We start from the raw sequence: 15,259 nt of genomic DNA on the forward strand, positions 1-15,259 counted from the left end.
CCTAGCGACGACGTGCCGCGCGGGGTGGCACCGGTGACGGCGGGTTCAATCGACCTGCGGTGGTGCGGGTTCCCGCCTGCTTGAGCCGCTCGAGCACCGGCGTGAGCTCGAAGCTGTGCACGCCGTCCAGGGTCGCCATCTTGGTGGTCACGTAGTGGTACAGGTCGTCGGCGGTGTCGGCGGTCAGCACGGCGAAGATGTTGAACGGCCCAGTAACCGCTGCGGCATAGACTGTTTCGTCGTGCTCGGCGATGGCCCGGCCCACGGCATCCAGCTGGGCCGGGGCGACCCGGAGCCAGAGGAAGGCCGAGAGGCTGGAACCCAGTGCGGCGGGGGCGATGTCGAGATCGAAGTAGAGGATGCCCGCCGCTTGCAGTGCGGCGATGCGGCGCGCCACCCGGCCGATGCTCATGCCGGTGGCACGGGCCAATACCGAGAAGCTGGCGCGTCCATCGCGGGCCAGCAGCTCCAGCAGCGCGCCGTCCTCGTCGCGCAGCTGTAGGTCAGCTTCGACGTAATCTGTTGCTGCCGTGGCATTTTCACTGGCCCGCACGACCTGCCTGCCGCGCCAGTCGACCACGCCGGGTCCGACGAAGCGGTGCAGGATCATCGCCGCCGCGATGTCGTGCACCGGTGCGGTGCGCTGCAACCGCTGCACCAGCAGGTCGTCGCGATCCTGCGGGGTGCGCGGGTGTAGCGAGAAGTTCACCTCGGCACCGGCCGCCGCGATGCTGACCCAGGCGGCGTCGTCGCGGCGGGCCAGCGCCTCGGCCACCTGCCGCGCGCCATCCGGACGGCAATGCACCCGGATGATCCAGTCGTTCTCACCGAGCGCGCGTGAGTCGACCGCGCCGATCACCCGGACCACGCCGTCGCGGCGTAACCGCCGGTAGCGGCGGGCGACCGTCTGCTCCGCGACGCCCAGTTCCTCGGCGACCCGATTGAACGAGATTCGCGGGTCGAGTTGCAGCCTCTGCACGATCTGCGTATCAACGCCGTCCAATATGGAGTTTTTGCCTATTCCGGAGGCGCTCATAAGGAGGAAATCTACGCCCGATCGCAATCGGGACGACCATCCTCGCCGCCGCTCCGGATACTCGACGCCGTCTCCCGTCCACGAATTTCCAGAGAGGACAACGGCTTTGCGTAAATGGCTGCCGCTGCTGACGGTGTGTCTCGGCACCTTCATGCTGCTGATCGACGTCACCATCGTGAACGTCGCACTACCCGATATGCGCAACGACCTGAACGCGTCGTTCAGCTCGCTGCAATGGGTTGTCGACGGATACGCCCTCGCGATGGCGGCGCTCATGCTCGGGGCAGGCTCGATCGCCGACCTGGCCGGGCATCGACGGACCTATCTCGCCGGTTTGGTCCTGTCGGGCTGTTGCGAAATGGTGGGTGGGTGTTGTCCGGCCGCGTAGCGGCCGGGCAACAGGATTTGTGGGTTGTTGGGTGTGTCGAGGGTTGGTGATCGATGATGTGTTGGTGGCCAAGGGTTATCGCTGGGTGGATCGTGATCAGCAGTTTTTGATGCCGCCGGATATGCGTGAGTGGTTGAGTGATTCCGATCCGGTGTGGCTGGTGATCGAGGCGGTGGCGGGGTTGGACACTTCGCGGTTGCATGCCAAACGCCGCACTGGTGGTGTGGGGCGTGCGGGGTATGACCCGGATATGTTGCTGACGTTGTTGATTTGGGCGTGGGCCCAAGGCCAGCGGTCCTCGCGCAAGATCGAGTGGTTGTGCTCGCGTGATGTCACCTTCCGGGTGATCTGTGCCGGGGATGTGCCTGATCATGTGACCATTGCCCGGTTCCGTGGCGAGCTGGCTGATGTGGTGGAGGAGTTGTTCACCCAGGTCCTGGTGTTGTGCGCGCGTCTGGGTATGGGCCGGTTGGGGGTGGTGGCGATGGATTCGGTGAAGATCGCCTCGAACGCGTCGTTGAGCGCGAACCGCACCGAGGAGGGGTTGCGGGCGGCTGCTGGCGAGCAAGCCGTCGCTGATGCGGCGCGGGCGGCCGCGCGGGCGGCCGCGCGGGCGGCGGCGGCCGAGCATGCGGCCACCGATGCCGCCGAGGACGAGCAGTTCGGGCCCGATGAGCGTGGTGGGGGCATGTCCACGGAGTTGGTCGAGCCCTCGGCTCGGGCGGCGCGGATCGCTGCGGCGTTGGCGGAGTTGGAGGCTGAAAACGCCGCTCGCGCCGAGGCGCGTGAGGGGGCCGGGGCCCGTCGGCGCGAGCGTGAGCAGGCCAGGCAGGTCGCTCGTGATGCGATGGTCGCTGACTATCAGCGCCGTCGTGACGAGCGGGGGCCCCGGGTCGGGTTGCCCCCGGCCGAGATCCGGGTGCAGGTGCTGACCCGCAACTGGGAACAGGCCCGCGCCGCGCAGCAAGCCAAGATCGAGCGCTGGCTGGCGGCGGGCGGGCGCGGGCGCCGGCCCGCCCCGGTGGATGAGGAGTACGCGGTCAAACGCGTGCGCCGGGCATTGGATCGTGCGGTCGCCGCGCAGGCGGTAACCGCGCAGGCCGAGGCGGTGACCCGGGCTGGGGCGGCCCGCAAGGCCGCCGAGCGGGCCGGCAACGATAAAGACGCCCAGCGCAATATCACCGACCCCGAGTCTCGCCCGATGCCGCTGCGCGGCGGGGGATGGTTGCAGGGATTCAACTGTCAGGCCGTCACCTGCGGCGACGGACTGATCATCGCTACCGGGGTCGCCAACAATCCCAGCGACTGTCCCGCCTTCGCCGAGATGATGGGCAAGGCCGCTACCGCCGCCGACCTCATCACCGCCCACCATCCCGTAGACACACACGAAAACCCTGCTATCGCAACACTTCTCAACGACTACACGGCCGCGGTAACAGCCCCGGCCGGTCCCGACACCACTGGTGAAACCTCACCCGCCCCGATCGGAATGCTGCTCGCCGACGCCGGCTACCTGAGCACCGATAACCTCACCGCCGCCGGGCCCGCCCGGCTCATCGCCATCGGCAAACGCCGTGACCTGGCCACCGCCGCCCGCACCCGGCCCACCACCGGCCCCCCGCCCACCGACGCGCCGGTGATCGAGCAAATGGATCACCGGCTGCGCACACCAGAAGGCGCCGCCCTCTACAAACAACGCAGCCACATCGCCGAAACCCCCTTCGGCCACGCCAAACACAACCTCGGCTTCCGACGCTTCACCAGCCGCGGAACCAGCCGGGCCGCAGCAGAATTCAGCTTCCACGCCCTCGTTCACAACCTGTTCAAAGCCATCGGAACCCGCCACCTCACCCTGGCGCCCTGCTGACAAGCAGGACCGGGAGGATCTACCAACCCCGTGTTGCCGGCCACTACGCGGCCCGCAACACCAGCACCCATTTCGCAACAGCCCGCTGTTCGCGATTTCGTCGCTGGTCTGTGGCATCGCGCCGAATCCGACCGTGCTGATCGTGGCCAGGGTGGTGCAGGGCATCGGCGCGACGACCATGGCGTGCACCACCTTCGCCCTGTTGAACAACTCGTACTCCGGCCGAGATCAGGGTGTGGCGTACGGCGTGTGGGGAGCCGTCGCGGGCGCGTCCAGTGCCGTCGGGCCGATCATCGGCGGCGTGCTCACCGATCTCGCGTCGTGGCGCTGGATCTTCTTCGTCAACCTGCCGGTCAGCGCGGTCGCCGTGGCGCTGTGCGGGTGGGTGCTCGCCGATGGGGAGCGGCCGCGTCGCGGCCGGGTCGACGTGGCGGGCATGACGACGTTCACCGTCAGCGCCGCGGCGGCGACCTACGCGCTGATCCGGGCGAACGAACATGGTTGGTCGAACGCGGTCACCTGGTGGTTGTTGCTGGTCGCCGCGGTCTCGCTGGTCGCGTTCCTGTTGGTCGAACGGGCCTCGGCACAGCCGATGCTCGATCTGGCGCTGCTGCGTGATCGATCGTTCGTCGGCGTACTCGTCGCTGCCGGTGCGCTGTTCTTCGGCGCATTCGGTGCGTTGATGTACACCCAGATCTGGATGCAGTCGGTGCTCGGACTCACCGCGATCCAGGCCGGTGCGGTGGGACTTCCGTTGTCCGTCATGGCTTTTCTGGTGTCCGGCAGTATCGGCAGGTTCCTGCACGGCGAGAACCGCGGCCGGATCATCGCGGGCGGGCTCTTCGCGGCCGGCGTCGGTGGCGTGCTCGGCGCGCTGCTGGTGCACGGCGAAGCCGGTTGGGTGGCACCGATTCCCGGCTTCCTGGCCATCGGCCTCGGCGTCGGCCTGGCCACCGCGACGTTGAGTTCGGCTGCGATGGCGGCGGTTCCGTGGCAGCGGGCCGGAATGGCAACGGGTGCGGTCAATACCGCGCAGCAGCTGAGCTTCGCGCTCGGGATCGCCACGCTGGGCAGCGTATTCACCGCGCGGGCCGCGGATGTGCTCGCCGATCGGGCGGTGCCGGAGGCGGAGGCCACGGCGCGAGCCATCGGCGGCGGTCAGTCCGCGGTGTTGTTGCAGCAGGTGCCGATCGAGGCACGGTCCGCGCTCGACGAGGCGGTACGTGTCGCGGCCGCGGCGGGTGTGCAGGGCACGCTCGCGGTCAGCGGCGTGGTCGCGCTACTCGGCAGTGCGCTCGTGCTGCTGCTGATGCGGCGGCGGGACAACCCGGTGGTGGAAGTGGCCGAAGCGGCGGAGGTGCTCGCCTGATTCGCCGGAATTCCGGGTCGGCTGCCTGATTTGCCCGGTCAGCCGCCCGCGGAACAATCCGCTGAGCGAGGGGACCATGCGCCTCGCTCAGCGGTGGTCAGCGCTTTTTCGGATCGATGATGCTCTGGTCGGGGGCGGACTTCATCTTCTTGTCCGTGCGCTTCTCCTTGAGAGACTTCCCGGACTTCTTCGACATCGAGCTGCGCGGAGACTTGTCGGACAAACGTGGTCCTTTGCTCGGAGGACCTGAACGGTCCCGCTAACCCGACGGTACGCTACGCCCGCCCGGGCCGGGACCAATCAGTGCTGGTCGCCGCGCCCCCAGGAACCTCACAGCTGAGGCCCAGCTCCGTGACAACCGGACCGTCGAGTGTGGTCTTCATGACCGAGACTGTGACCGTCGCGGCGGCGGAATTAGCCGAGACACCGGGTACACCCGTGCTGGACGTGGTGATACCCGTCTACAACGAAGAGACCGACCTCGGCGTGTGTGTGCGCAGGTTGCACGCATATCTGCGCCAGGGGTTCCCGTTTCCGGCGCGGATCACGGTAGCCGACAACGCAAGCACCGACGCTACCCTCCAGGTCGCCGAGCTGCTCGCGGATGAGCTGGACGGCGTGCGGGTGGTGCACCTGGACGCCAAGGGCCGCGGGCGAGCGCTGCGTGCCGCTTGGGAAGCCTCCGATGCCCAGGTGGTCGCCTACATGGATGTTGACCTGTCCACCGATCTGAACGCGCTGCTGCCGCTGGTGGCACCGCTGATCACCGGGCATTCGGATCTGGCGATCGGGACCCGGCTCAGCGCGTCGTCGCGGGTGGTGCGCGGGCCGAAGCGCGAGATCATCTCGCGCTGCTACAACCTGTTGCTGAAAGCCTCACTGCAGGCGCGCTTTTCGGACGCGCAGTGCGGTTTCAAGGCGATGCGCAGCGAGGTGGCGCGGCAGCTGCTGCCGCTGGTGCGCGACGGGGAGTGGTTCTTCGACACCGAGCTGCTCGTGCTCGCCGAGCGGGCCGGGTTGCGCATCCACGAGGTGCCGGTGGACTGGATCGACGATCCGGACAGTCGCGTCGACATCATCGATACCGCGCGCAAGGACTTGCAGGGTATCGGGCGGCTGACGCGCGCGCTGGCCACCGGGGCGTTGCCGCTGGACGACTTGCGCCGTGCGGTGGGGCGCGAGCCATTGGTGCCGGGCGTGCCGCTCGGCATGGTCGGCCAGCTGGTTCGGTTCGCCATTGTCGGCGTCTTGAGCACGCTGGCGTATCTGCTGCTTTACGTTGTGCTGCAATCGTTTACCGACGCCCAGGTGGCCAACTTCCTGGCGCTGCTGGTTACCGCGGTGGCCAATACGGCGGCCAACCGGGCGTTCACGTTCGGCGTGCGTGGGGCGACGGGCGCGGTGTCGCATCAGTTCCAAGGGTTGGTGATCTTCGGCATCGGGTTGGCGTTGACCAGTGGATCGCTGTTCACGTTGCATCATTGGGCGCCGGACGCGCCGGTGCATCTGGAGTTGTTCGTGCTGGTGCTCGCCAATCTGCTGGCCACGATTCTGCGGTTTGTCGGGTTGCGGTGGGTCTTCCGGAATACGCCGAATCCGGCGCGGCGGACGGCGTTGTCCGTGCAGCCCGAGTCGAACGAGACAGCCGAGCCGGACGCAGTGGCGCTCGATGCCCTCGGCAGCGAGGGGAGCGCTCGATGACCGCAACACTGGCGCCGCCCACCGCGGCACCGGCGGCTCCGGCACCCGAACGCAAGACTCGTTGGGAATACCCGGCTTTGGCGGTATTGCTGATCGGCACCGGGATCGCCTATCTGTGCAATCTGAGTTCGAACGGCTGGGCCAACTCGTTCTATTCCGCTGCGGTACAGGCGGGTTCGGAGTCGTGGAAGGCGTTCTTCTTCGGCTCGTCGGATGCGGCCAACTCGATCACCGTGGACAAGCCGCCCGCCTCGCTGTGGCTGATGGAGCTGTCGGTGCGGGCGTTCGGGCTGAACAGCTGGAGCATCCTGGTGCCGGAGGTGCTGCTCGGCGTGGCCAGCGTGGCACTGCTGTGGGCGACGGTACGCAGGCCGTTCGGGCCGGCGGCCGGGCTGCTGGCCGGACTGGTGCTGGCGGTGACTCCCGTTGCGGTGCTGATGTTCCGGTTCAACAATCCGGACGCGCTGCTGGTGTTCCTGATGGTCGCCGCAGCGTGGGCGATGACGCGGGCGGTCGAGGACGGTCGCTGGCGGTGGTTGGTGCTCACCGGCGCGTTCATCGGCTTCGGCTTCCTCACCAAGCAATTACAGGTGCTGCTGGTGGTGCCGCCGCTGGCTCTGACCTACCTGATCGCGGGACCACCCAAGCTCGGCAAACGCATCCTGCAACTGCTCGCCGCCGGTGCCGCCATGGTGGTGGCCGCGGGCTGGTGGCTGCTGGCCGTGGAGCTGTGGCCCGCCTCGTCCCGGCCGTGGATCGGTGGGTCGCAGAACAATTCGATCCTCGAGCTCACCCTCGGGTACAACGGGCTCGGTCGGCTCAGTGGCGACGAGAACGGCAGTGTCGGCCCCGGCGGCGGCGATCTACCGGCCGGCGGGAACGGCATGTGGGGTAGCACCGGCATCACCCGCATGTTCGAGGCCGCGCAAGGCGGTCAGATCGCCTGGCTGATCCCGGCGGCCCTCGTGGCACTGGTTGCCGGAATCCTGTTGCGTGGCAAGGCGGCCCGCACCGATCGGCAGCGGGCCTCGCTGATCCTTTGGGGCGGTTGGCTGTTGGTGACCGGATTGACCTTCAGCTTCATGGCGGGGATCTTCCACCAGTACTACACGGTGGCGCTGGCCCCGGCTGTCGGCGCGCTCGTCGGGATCGGCGCGGTGCTGCTGTGGCGGGAAAGGCATCGGCTGTGGGTCCGGCTGGTGCTCGCGCTCGCCGTCGGACTCACCACGGCGACGGCGTGGATGTTGTTGTCCCGCAGCGTGCATTGGGTGCCGTGGCTGCGGTGGACCGTGCTGGTTGTCGGCGTGCTCGCGACGATCGCCGCGCTCGTCCCCGCACCGCGGAAGTTGGCCGTCGTCTCCGCACTGGCGATCGCGTTCACCGGCTTGGCCGGGCCGACCGCGTACGCCGTCGACACCCTCGCGACCGCGCACGAGGGCTCGATCCCGTCGGCGGGGCCGAATGTGGGGCGGTTCGGCATGTTCGGCATGCGGCCGCCGTGGGCCGAAGGAATGAACGGCATGCCGGGTGGTCCTGGCGATGGCGGCCGCGCCCCCAACGGCGGACGCCCCGGAAACGGCCAACCGGGGCAGCCACCCGGCCCGGGTCCGCAAGGCGGGATGCCCGGCGGCCGTGGTGCCGAGATGATGGGTGGCGCAGGCGGTCTGCTCGGTGCGAGCAAGCCGAGCGACAAGGTGGTTTCGCTGCTCGAACAGGACGGCACCGCCTACACCTGGGTCGCCGCCGCCACCGGCTCGAACAGCGCCGCAGGCTTCCAGCTGGCCACCGAACTCCCGGTAATGCCCATCGGCGGCTTCAACGGCAGCGACCCATCCCCCACCCTTGACCAGTTCAAAGACTATGTGGCCCAAGGCAAGATCCACTATTACATCGGCAGCGGCGACCGAGGCGGCGACCGAGGCGGACCTCGTTCCGACGGCACCAGCTCCCAGATCGCCAAGTGGGTACAGGAAAACTACACCGCCACCGAGGTGGACGGAGTAACCCTCTACGACCTCACCACCCACTGACGCGAAAGATCCGCACCGGCTTCATGTTTCGAAGGCGGTGCGGATCTGTTGTGTCATGACCTACTTCGCGGCGGGGTAGGTCGCCTCGAGCCAGGCGGCGTAGGTGGGGCCCGCGAGGGTGGCGTGCGGGCTGGGCAGGAGAGTGCCGTCTTCGAAGGCGTCGCGGTCCGCGTTATCGGGGTCACTGGATTCGATGATCCGGGCGGGGCCGCCGACACGGTTGGCGAAGAGGGTTGCCGCGCCCGCCATCGTTTCCGGCTGGGGGCCCGCGATTTCCGGGAAGGGGGCGTCGGTGGCTTCGGGGGCCGGGTTGACGGCCAGCTCGACGAGGGCCTCGGCGACGGTGCGGGCGGCGACGAGCTGGGTGCGCATGGCGGCGATGTAGGCGACATCGCCCTGGGTGCCCCACTGGGTCATCACCTCGACCAGTTCGTGGAACTGGGCGGCGCGCAGGATCTGCACGGGGAGCGGGCCTTCGAGCACCTTCTGCTCGTGCGCCAGTTTGGCGGCGTTGTAACCGGCAGTGGTGTTGTCGATGCCGATGATGGACACGACGACCAGGCGCTCGACGCCCGCCTTCTGGCCCGCCTCGTGCAGGTTGCGGGCGGCGGCGGTGAAGAACTCGGTCGCGATGTCCTTGTCGGCGGAGGCAGTGCTGGCGGCGTCGATGACGACCTGCACGCCGTCGAGCGCCTCGACCAGGCCCGCGCCGGTCTCGATGTCCACGCCGTTCTTGCGGGAGAACGCCACCACCTCGTGGCCCTGCTCGGTCAGCACATCCACCACGTGCTTGCCCAGCCGTCCGGTCGCCCCGGCCACTGCGATCTTCTTGGTCGTCGTCATGATTCCTGATCCTCTGTGTCGGTGCGGTGTTCCGCGTTCACAGAGAGGACGACGTAGCGGTATCGAGTGTGACATCGGAGAGAAAGCCCAGGTAGTGGGCGTTCTATCGCGAGTTTCAGCTGAGCGTGGTCAACAGGCGCTCGTGCACGACGCCGCGCACAACGGTGCTGAGATCGGGCTTTTCGGTGAGCAATTCCAGCATGCGCAGGATCTGGATGGATTCGATGCGCTGCGCGAGGTCGGGGTCGGTCGGGTCGAAGCCCGCGCCCTCTAGGAAGTCGGGCCAGGCGGGGGTGTGCGGGTCGGTGAAGCTGACCGACCAGGCCCACCAGGCGGGGTCGAAGAGCGGGTCGGCGAGGCGGACGGACTCGAAATCGAGGAGGCCGGTGATGATTTCGCCGTCGGTGAGGATGTTGACCGGGGCGAAGTCGCCGTGGGCCAGCACCGTGGGACGGTCCGCGAAGAGAGTGGGGAGGGACTTCAGGGTGCGGTCCAGGGTGGCGCGTTGCGCGGCGGCGAGGTCCAGCTGGGCGGCCCAGGCGGTCGAGCTCTCGACCAGGCGGGTGGGGCTGGCCCAGAGATCGTCGAGTTGCAGACCCGCGGTGGGCAGGCGGCGGAACGCGGCTAGCAGGGTGCCCATTTCGCGGGCGATGGTCGGGAATCGCGGGCTGGCCAAGCCGATTTCGGCGCTGGCCGGGATGGGCACACCGGGCAGCGCGTCGAACACGATCCAGGCCGGGTCGGCGTCGAGATCGAAGCGGCGGATGCGCGGGATGGCGATGCCGCGTTTCGCGGCGGGTTCCAGCAGCGTGTGCATGATCCGCAGGCGGCGTTCGGCGTCGTCGGGATTGCGGTAGCGCTGCAGCACCATCCGGTCGCCGTCGGCGAGGGTGAGCAGGTCGGTGCGGTTCTGGAAGCCCCATTCGGCGGGCGCGCTACCGGCAATCGGCTGGCCGAGGGTCTGCTCGAGCCCGCCGTACTCCGCATGGTCCATACGGCAGACCCTAAGGCACGTACGGACTGTTGCGCGCCGATCGGCTCGGGTGCGCGAACCGGGGACGTTGGGGCATCCTTCGGGCGCGCTCATCCGCCCCGGTCGGCGGCCTGATCGGGGACATCAGCACGGCATCATCGGCGGCTCATCCCGAGATCGATCACAGGTCCGGGCTGTGCGTCAGGGCGGACCGCGCGACGAAAATCACTCGGCCGAGGGCACTTGCGAGCGTGCCGGCACACGCCCGATCACGACACTCGCGAGTGCGGAAGACTGCTCAGAGCACTTGCGAGCGCGAAGGCGCCAAGCCGCTGAGAGCACTTGCGAGCGCGAATGCCCGAGGCTGCTTCAGAGCGCTTGCGAAGGCGCGAGTCCGCGTGGTGCGTTCAACGCGGCATGCAGGGTGGCCGCCCACTGCTGAACGATCTGCTTGCGCCGGGCCGAGTCGTCGGTGAGCACGTCGGCCAGTCCCAGGCCGCGCGCCATATCGAGGGTGGCCTGCACGAGGTGATGGGTGACCGGGTCGGCGTCGTCGACGCCGAGCGCCTCCACCGCGCGCCGGTGCGAGATCCGGCCGAACTTGGCCTCCAGCGGCACAATTCGCTCCCGCAAGGCCGGATCGGCGGCCGCGTGCGTCCACACTTGCAGCGCCGCCTTGAACAGCGGACTGGTGTACGACTCGACCAGGCCGGCCACCACGGCCTCGGTCCGGCCGACCCCGTCGGCCAAGGCGGCGACCGTGATCGCCTCGTCCTTGGCCTGCTGGGTCCGGCTGTCGAACATGTACTCCAGCGCGGCGGTGATCAGGTCCTCCCTGGTCGGGAAGTGATGCTGCGCCGCGCCCCTGGACACCCCGGCCCGTTCGGCGACGACCGCGACAGTCGCTGCCGCCCAGCCGGTTTCGGCCAGGCAGTCGATGGTCGCCTCCAGCAGGCGCTGCCGGGTGGCGCGGCTCCGGTCCTGCTTCGGTTCGTGGGGTGTGGCCATGGGGTTATTCTGCCCAGCTCGGCGGACGGCGCTGTAGGAAGGCGGCCATGCCCTCGTGCACCTCGGCGGTGCCGAAGAAGCTCGCCGAGCGCTTGGCGAGCGCTTCGGCCGAGACGTCGAACTCGGCGAGCATGGCCGCGTTGACCAGCCGCTTGCTCTCGGCCAGCCCCTGCGGCGAGCCCTTGCGCAGCTCGGCGCGCAGCCGCGCCACCTCGGCCACCGGGTCGGCGGCGCTGGTGGTGATCAGCCCGATCTGCTCGGCGACGTCGGCGCCGAACTTCTCGCCCGTCAGGTAGTACCTGCTGGCCGCACGCGAGGTGAGACGCGGTAGCAGGGTGAGCGAGATCATGAAGGGAGCCAACCCGATTCGCACCTCGGTGAGCGCGAAGCTGCTCGTCGGGCCTGCCACCGCGAGATCGCAGGCCGCGACGATGCCCATGCCGCCCGCCCGCACGTTGCCGTCGATCTGCGCGATCACCGGCTTCGGGGTGGCGATGAGGCGGCGCAGGACGCCGATCATGGTGCGGGTGCGGTCGTCCGCGGCCACCGCGGGGTCGGCATTGCTCGCCTCGGTGAGGTCGGCGCCCGCACAGAAGGTGTTGCCGGTGTGCGCGAGCACGATCCCGCGCACCGAATCGTCGGCGGCCGCGTCGTCGAGTCCCTGGAGGAGTTCGGCAACGAGCTTGGACGACAACGCGTTCCGGTTGTGCGGTGAGTCGAGCGTGAGCGTCGCGAAGCCGTCCGCGACGTCGTAGCGGACGAACGGACCCGTCACCGTTTCGGTCATCGACGACCTCTCTCAGTAGGACTTGGGCAGGCCCAGCGAGTACTGGGCGACGAAGTTCAGCACCATTTCGCGGCTGACCGGAGCGATGCGGCCGATACGGGCGGCGGCCAGCATGGCGGCCAGGCCGTACTCCTTGGTGAGGCCCGCGCCACCGTGCGTCTGGATGGCCTGGTCGAGCGCCTTGATACTCGCCTCCGCCGCAGCGTATTTCGCCATGTTGGCGGCCTCGGCGGCACCCATCTCGTCGCCGGTGTCGTAGAGCGTCGCGGCCTTGCGCATCATCAGCTTGGCCAGCTCCAGCTCGATCTTCACCTGGGCCAGCGGATGCGAAATGCCTTGGTGCGCACCGATCGGCGTCTTCCAGACGGTGCGTTCCTTGGCGTATTCCACGGCGCGATCGATGGCGTAGCGGCCGAGGCCGATGGCCATCGCGGCACCCATCACCCGTTCGGGGTTGAGGCCCGCGAACAGCTGCATCAGGGCCGCGTCCTCCTTGCCGACAAGGGCATTCGCGGGCAAGCGGACGTCATCGAGGAAGAGCGTGAACTGGTGGTCCGGCTCGATGATGTCCATTTCCTGGGGCGTCTTGTGGAAGCCCTCGGCGTCGGTCGGCACGATGAACAAGGCCGGCTTGAGCTTGCCGGTCTTGTGGTCCTCGGTGCGCGACACGATGAGCACGGCCTCGGCCTGGTCCACGCCGGAGATGAAGATCTTGCGCCCGTTGAGGATCCAGTCGTCGCCGTCGCGGCGGGCGGTGGTGGTGATCTGGTGCGAGTTGGAGCCCGCGTCCGGCTCGGTGATGCCGAAGACCATCTTGGCGGAGCCGTCGCCGAGCTTGGGCAGCCACTGCTGCTTCTGCTCGTCGGTGCCGTACTTGGTGATGATGGTGCCGCAGATGGCCGGGGAAACGACCATGAGCAGCAGGCCCGCGCCCTGGGCGGAGAGCTCCTCCATCACCAGCGCCAGCTCGTATAGACCGGCACCGCCGCCGCCGTACTCCTCCGGCAGGTTCACGCCGAGGAAGCCGAGTTTGCCTGCCTCGTCCCACAATTCGGTGAGCGGCTCGTTGGCGCGGGCCTTCGGCAACACGTAGTCGCGGTAGTTGTACTTCGCGGCAAGCGCGGCGACCGCGGACCGCAGCGCGGTCTGCTCTTCGGTTTCGATGAAACTCATGCCTGCGCCTCGCTGACGCTCGGCTCCGGCATGCGATCCGCACACTGGCACATGATTCGTTCGCTTCGCTCTCTCATTTGCTCTCCTGGGTTTCCGAGCCCTCTGCGGGGTCTACGACGGCGAGGACGGCACCGACTTCGACCTGCTGGCCGACGGTGACATTGACGGCGCTGAGCACACCGGCGGCGGGTGCGGCGATGGTGTGCTCCATCTTCATCGCCTCCAACCACAGAATGGGTTGGCCCTGTTCGACGTGGCTGCCGACCTCGGCGCCGAGCCGGATCACGCTGCCGGGCATGGGCGCCAGCAGTGAGCCGGTGGCCACCTGATCGGCGGGATCGCTGAAGCGCGGCAGTTTGCGCACGCTGACCGGTCCGAGCGGCGAGTCGACGCACACCAGATCGGCGTACCGGGCGACGGCGAAATGCCTACGGACCGAGCCGCGTTCGCCGGGCACGGCGAGCACCACGCGATCCGGTGTCGCTTCGATGAGTTCGAGTCCGTCGTGACCGTCCACCGAGACGACACCGCGGGTGTAGCGGTAGCCGATGTCGTGCGTCCCGCTGGTGCGGCTCTCGAACAGCTTGTGCGTCGACTGGGACGGCAGGTTGCGCCAGCCGCTGGGCAGGCCGCCGCCGACCCGGGCGGTGCCGCGGTTGGCGGCCGCGTCGGCCAGTGCGGCGGCCACGATGGACAGCGCCTCGTCGGACTCGGACACCAAAGGCGCTGCCAGCGTGTCCAATCCGTGGGTGGTGAAGAAGGCGGTGTCGGTGTCGCCCGCGAGGAAGGCGGGGTGGCGGAGCACCCGGACCAGCAGGTCGCGGTTGGTCACCAGGCCGTGGATCTTAGCCCGGTGCAGCGCGTTGGCGAGCAATCGCGCTGCCTCGTCACGGGTTTCGGCGTAGGAGATGACCTTGGCCAGCATCGGGTCGTAGTGCACGCCGACGACCGAGCCGTCCACCACGCCGGTGTCCAGACGCACGCCCGGCCGGTGCAGCAGATCGAATTCGGTGACCACCGAGGGGATGTCGATCCGATGGACCGTCCCGCTCTGTGGCTGCCAGTCGTGTGCCGGATCTTCGGCGTACAGCCGGACCTCGATCGAGTGTCCGTACATCGCCGGGGAATCGGCGGGCAGCTTGGCAGCCGAGGCCACCTCTAGTTGCAGCCGAACCAGATCCAGGCCGGTGGTGCACTCGGTGACCGGATGTTCCACCTGGAGACGGGTATTCATCTCCAGGAAGAAGAACTCGCCGCGCTCGTCGGCGAGGAACTCCACCGTGCCCGCACCGGTATAGCCGATCGCGCCGGTGGCGAGCCGAGCCGCCTCGAACAGCCGCGCACGCATGCCCTCGGTGCGCTCGACCAGCGGCGACGGGGCTTCTTCGATGACCTTCTGATGCCTCCGCTGAATCGAACACTCGCGCTCGCCGACCGCCCAGATGGTGCCGTGCGTGTCGGCCATGACCTGGACCTCGATGTGGCGGCCGGTCTCCAGGTACCGCTCGCAGAACACCGTCGGATCGCCGAAGGCGGACTCGGCCTCGCGGCGCGCCGCCTCGATCTGCGGTTCGAGCTCATCAAGACTGCGCACCACGCGCATGCCGCGGCCGCCACCACCGGCGGAGGCCTTGATCAGCACCGGCAGGTGCGCGTCGGTGACCTCGGCCGGATCGAGCTCGGCCAGCACGGGGACACCGGCGGCGTCCATCATCTTCTTCGAGGCGACCTTGGAGCCCATCTGCTCGATGGCCTCGACCGGCGGGCCGATCCACACCAGTCCGGCGGCGAGCACGGCCTTGGCGAAATCGGCGTTCTCGGAAAGGAATCCGTAGCCGGGGTGGATGGCGTCCGCACCGGCGGCCAGCGCGGCCTCGATGACCAGTTCGCCGCGCAGGTAGGTCTCCGCGGGTGTATTACCCGGAAGGAGAACTGCCGCATCAGCTTCGGCGACATGAGGAGCTGCGGCGTCTGCATCGGAGTAGACCGCAACGGTGCCGATACCCATCCGGCGGCACGTAGCGAAGACACGGCGGGCTATCTCACCACGGTTGGCAACTAAGACGTTGGTAATCGTCATCCCC

General features: G+C 68.4%; 13 protein-coding genes. 5 read left to right on the forward strand and 8 right to left on the reverse strand.

What is annotated here, in order from left to right:
• Position 1 precedes the first annotated feature (1 nt).
• Positions 2-1,210: an Lrp/AsnC family transcriptional regulator gene (locus ACQPW1_RS46385; RefSeq protein WP_433660175.1), complete on the reverse strand. Its 1,209-nt coding sequence runs from the start codon at positions 1,208-1,210 to the stop codon at positions 2-4.
• Here ACQPW1_RS46385 and ACQPW1_RS46390 point away from each other — a divergent pair.
• The 3 genes from ACQPW1_RS46390 to ACQPW1_RS46400 all read left to right on the forward strand — a co-directional run bounded on the left by ACQPW1_RS46390 (position 1,143) and on the right by ACQPW1_RS46400 (position 4,660).
• Complete coding sequence (locus ACQPW1_RS46390) at positions 1,143-1,424, forward strand: MFS transporter (protein ID WP_433660177.1); 282 nt, start codon at positions 1,143-1,145, stop codon at positions 1,422-1,424. The genes ACQPW1_RS46385 and ACQPW1_RS46390 overlap by 68 nt on opposite strands.
• A 58-nt stretch (positions 1,425-1,482) precedes the next feature.
• Complete coding sequence (locus tag ACQPW1_RS46395; protein WP_433665308.1) at positions 1,483-3,291, forward strand: transposase; 1,809 nt, start codon at positions 1,483-1,485, stop codon at positions 3,289-3,291.
• A gap of 94 nt (positions 3,292-3,385) precedes the next feature.
• Entirely contained in the window at positions 3,386-4,660 is a 1,275-nt protein-coding gene (locus tag ACQPW1_RS46400) for an MFS transporter (protein ID WP_433665541.1), read from the forward strand.
• A gap of 97 nt (positions 4,661-4,757) precedes the next feature.
• Here the strand turns inward: ACQPW1_RS46400 and ACQPW1_RS46405 are convergent, their stop codons facing one another.
• Entirely contained in the window at positions 4,758-4,883 is a 126-nt protein-coding gene (locus ACQPW1_RS46405) for a hypothetical protein (RefSeq protein WP_433660179.1), read from the reverse strand.
• 158 nt (positions 4,884-5,041) lie between these two features.
• Between ACQPW1_RS46405 and ACQPW1_RS46410 the strand changes: the two genes are divergently transcribed.
• Together ACQPW1_RS46410 and ACQPW1_RS46415 are read left to right on the forward strand one after the other, a co-directional pair.
• A complete protein-coding gene (locus ACQPW1_RS46410; RefSeq protein ID WP_433660181.1) occupies positions 5,042-6,361 on the forward strand; it encodes a glycosyltransferase in 1,320 nt (439 codons plus the stop codon).
• Positions 6,358-8,391, forward strand: a complete 2,034-nt coding sequence (locus ACQPW1_RS46415) for a glycosyltransferase family 39 protein (RefSeq protein ID WP_433660183.1) — start codon at positions 6,358-6,360, stop codon at positions 8,389-8,391. The genes ACQPW1_RS46410 and ACQPW1_RS46415 overlap by 4 nt, the downstream gene beginning before the upstream one ends.
• Before the next feature lie 60 nt (positions 8,392-8,451).
• On the opposite strand, the gene ACQPW1_RS46420 is transcribed toward ACQPW1_RS46415, so the two are convergent.
• The 6 genes from ACQPW1_RS46420 to ACQPW1_RS46445 all read right to left on the reverse strand — a co-directional run bounded on the left by ACQPW1_RS46420 (position 8,452) and on the right by ACQPW1_RS46445 (position 15,255).
• The gene (locus tag ACQPW1_RS46420) at positions 8,452-9,234 is read right to left on the reverse strand and encodes an SDR family oxidoreductase (protein WP_433660185.1); all 783 of its coding nucleotides are present in this window, start codon (positions 9,232-9,234) and stop codon (positions 8,452-8,454) included.
• Positions 9,235-9,349: 115 nt separating this feature from the next.
• Entirely contained in the window at positions 9,350-10,228 is an 879-nt protein-coding gene (locus tag ACQPW1_RS46425; RefSeq protein ID WP_433660187.1) for a phosphotransferase family protein, read from the reverse strand.
• Positions 10,229-10,576: 348 nt separating this feature from the next.
• On the reverse strand, positions 10,577-11,215 hold the full coding sequence (locus ACQPW1_RS46430; RefSeq protein WP_433660189.1) for a TetR/AcrR family transcriptional regulator: 639 nt from the start codon (positions 11,213-11,215) through the stop codon (positions 10,577-10,579).
• A gap of 4 nt (positions 11,216-11,219) precedes the next feature.
• Positions 11,220-12,002, reverse strand: a complete 783-nt coding sequence (locus ACQPW1_RS46435) for an enoyl-CoA hydratase family protein (RefSeq protein WP_433660190.1) — start codon at positions 12,000-12,002, stop codon at positions 11,220-11,222.
• A 12-nt stretch (positions 12,003-12,014) separates the two neighbouring features.
• A complete protein-coding gene (locus tag ACQPW1_RS46440) occupies positions 12,015-13,175 on the reverse strand; it encodes an acyl-CoA dehydrogenase family protein (RefSeq protein ID WP_433660192.1) in 1,161 nt (386 codons plus the stop codon).
• Positions 13,176-13,248: 73 nt separating this feature from the next.
• On the reverse strand, positions 13,249-15,255 hold the full coding sequence (locus ACQPW1_RS46445; protein WP_433660194.1) for an acetyl/propionyl/methylcrotonyl-CoA carboxylase subunit alpha: 2,007 nt from the start codon (positions 15,253-15,255) through the stop codon (positions 13,249-13,251).
• Positions 15,256-15,259 lie beyond the last annotated feature (4 nt).

This window comes from Nocardia sp. CA-128927 (assembly GCF_050955855.1).
Classification (GTDB): domain Bacteria; phylum Actinomycetota; class Actinomycetes; order Mycobacteriales; family Mycobacteriaceae; genus Nocardia.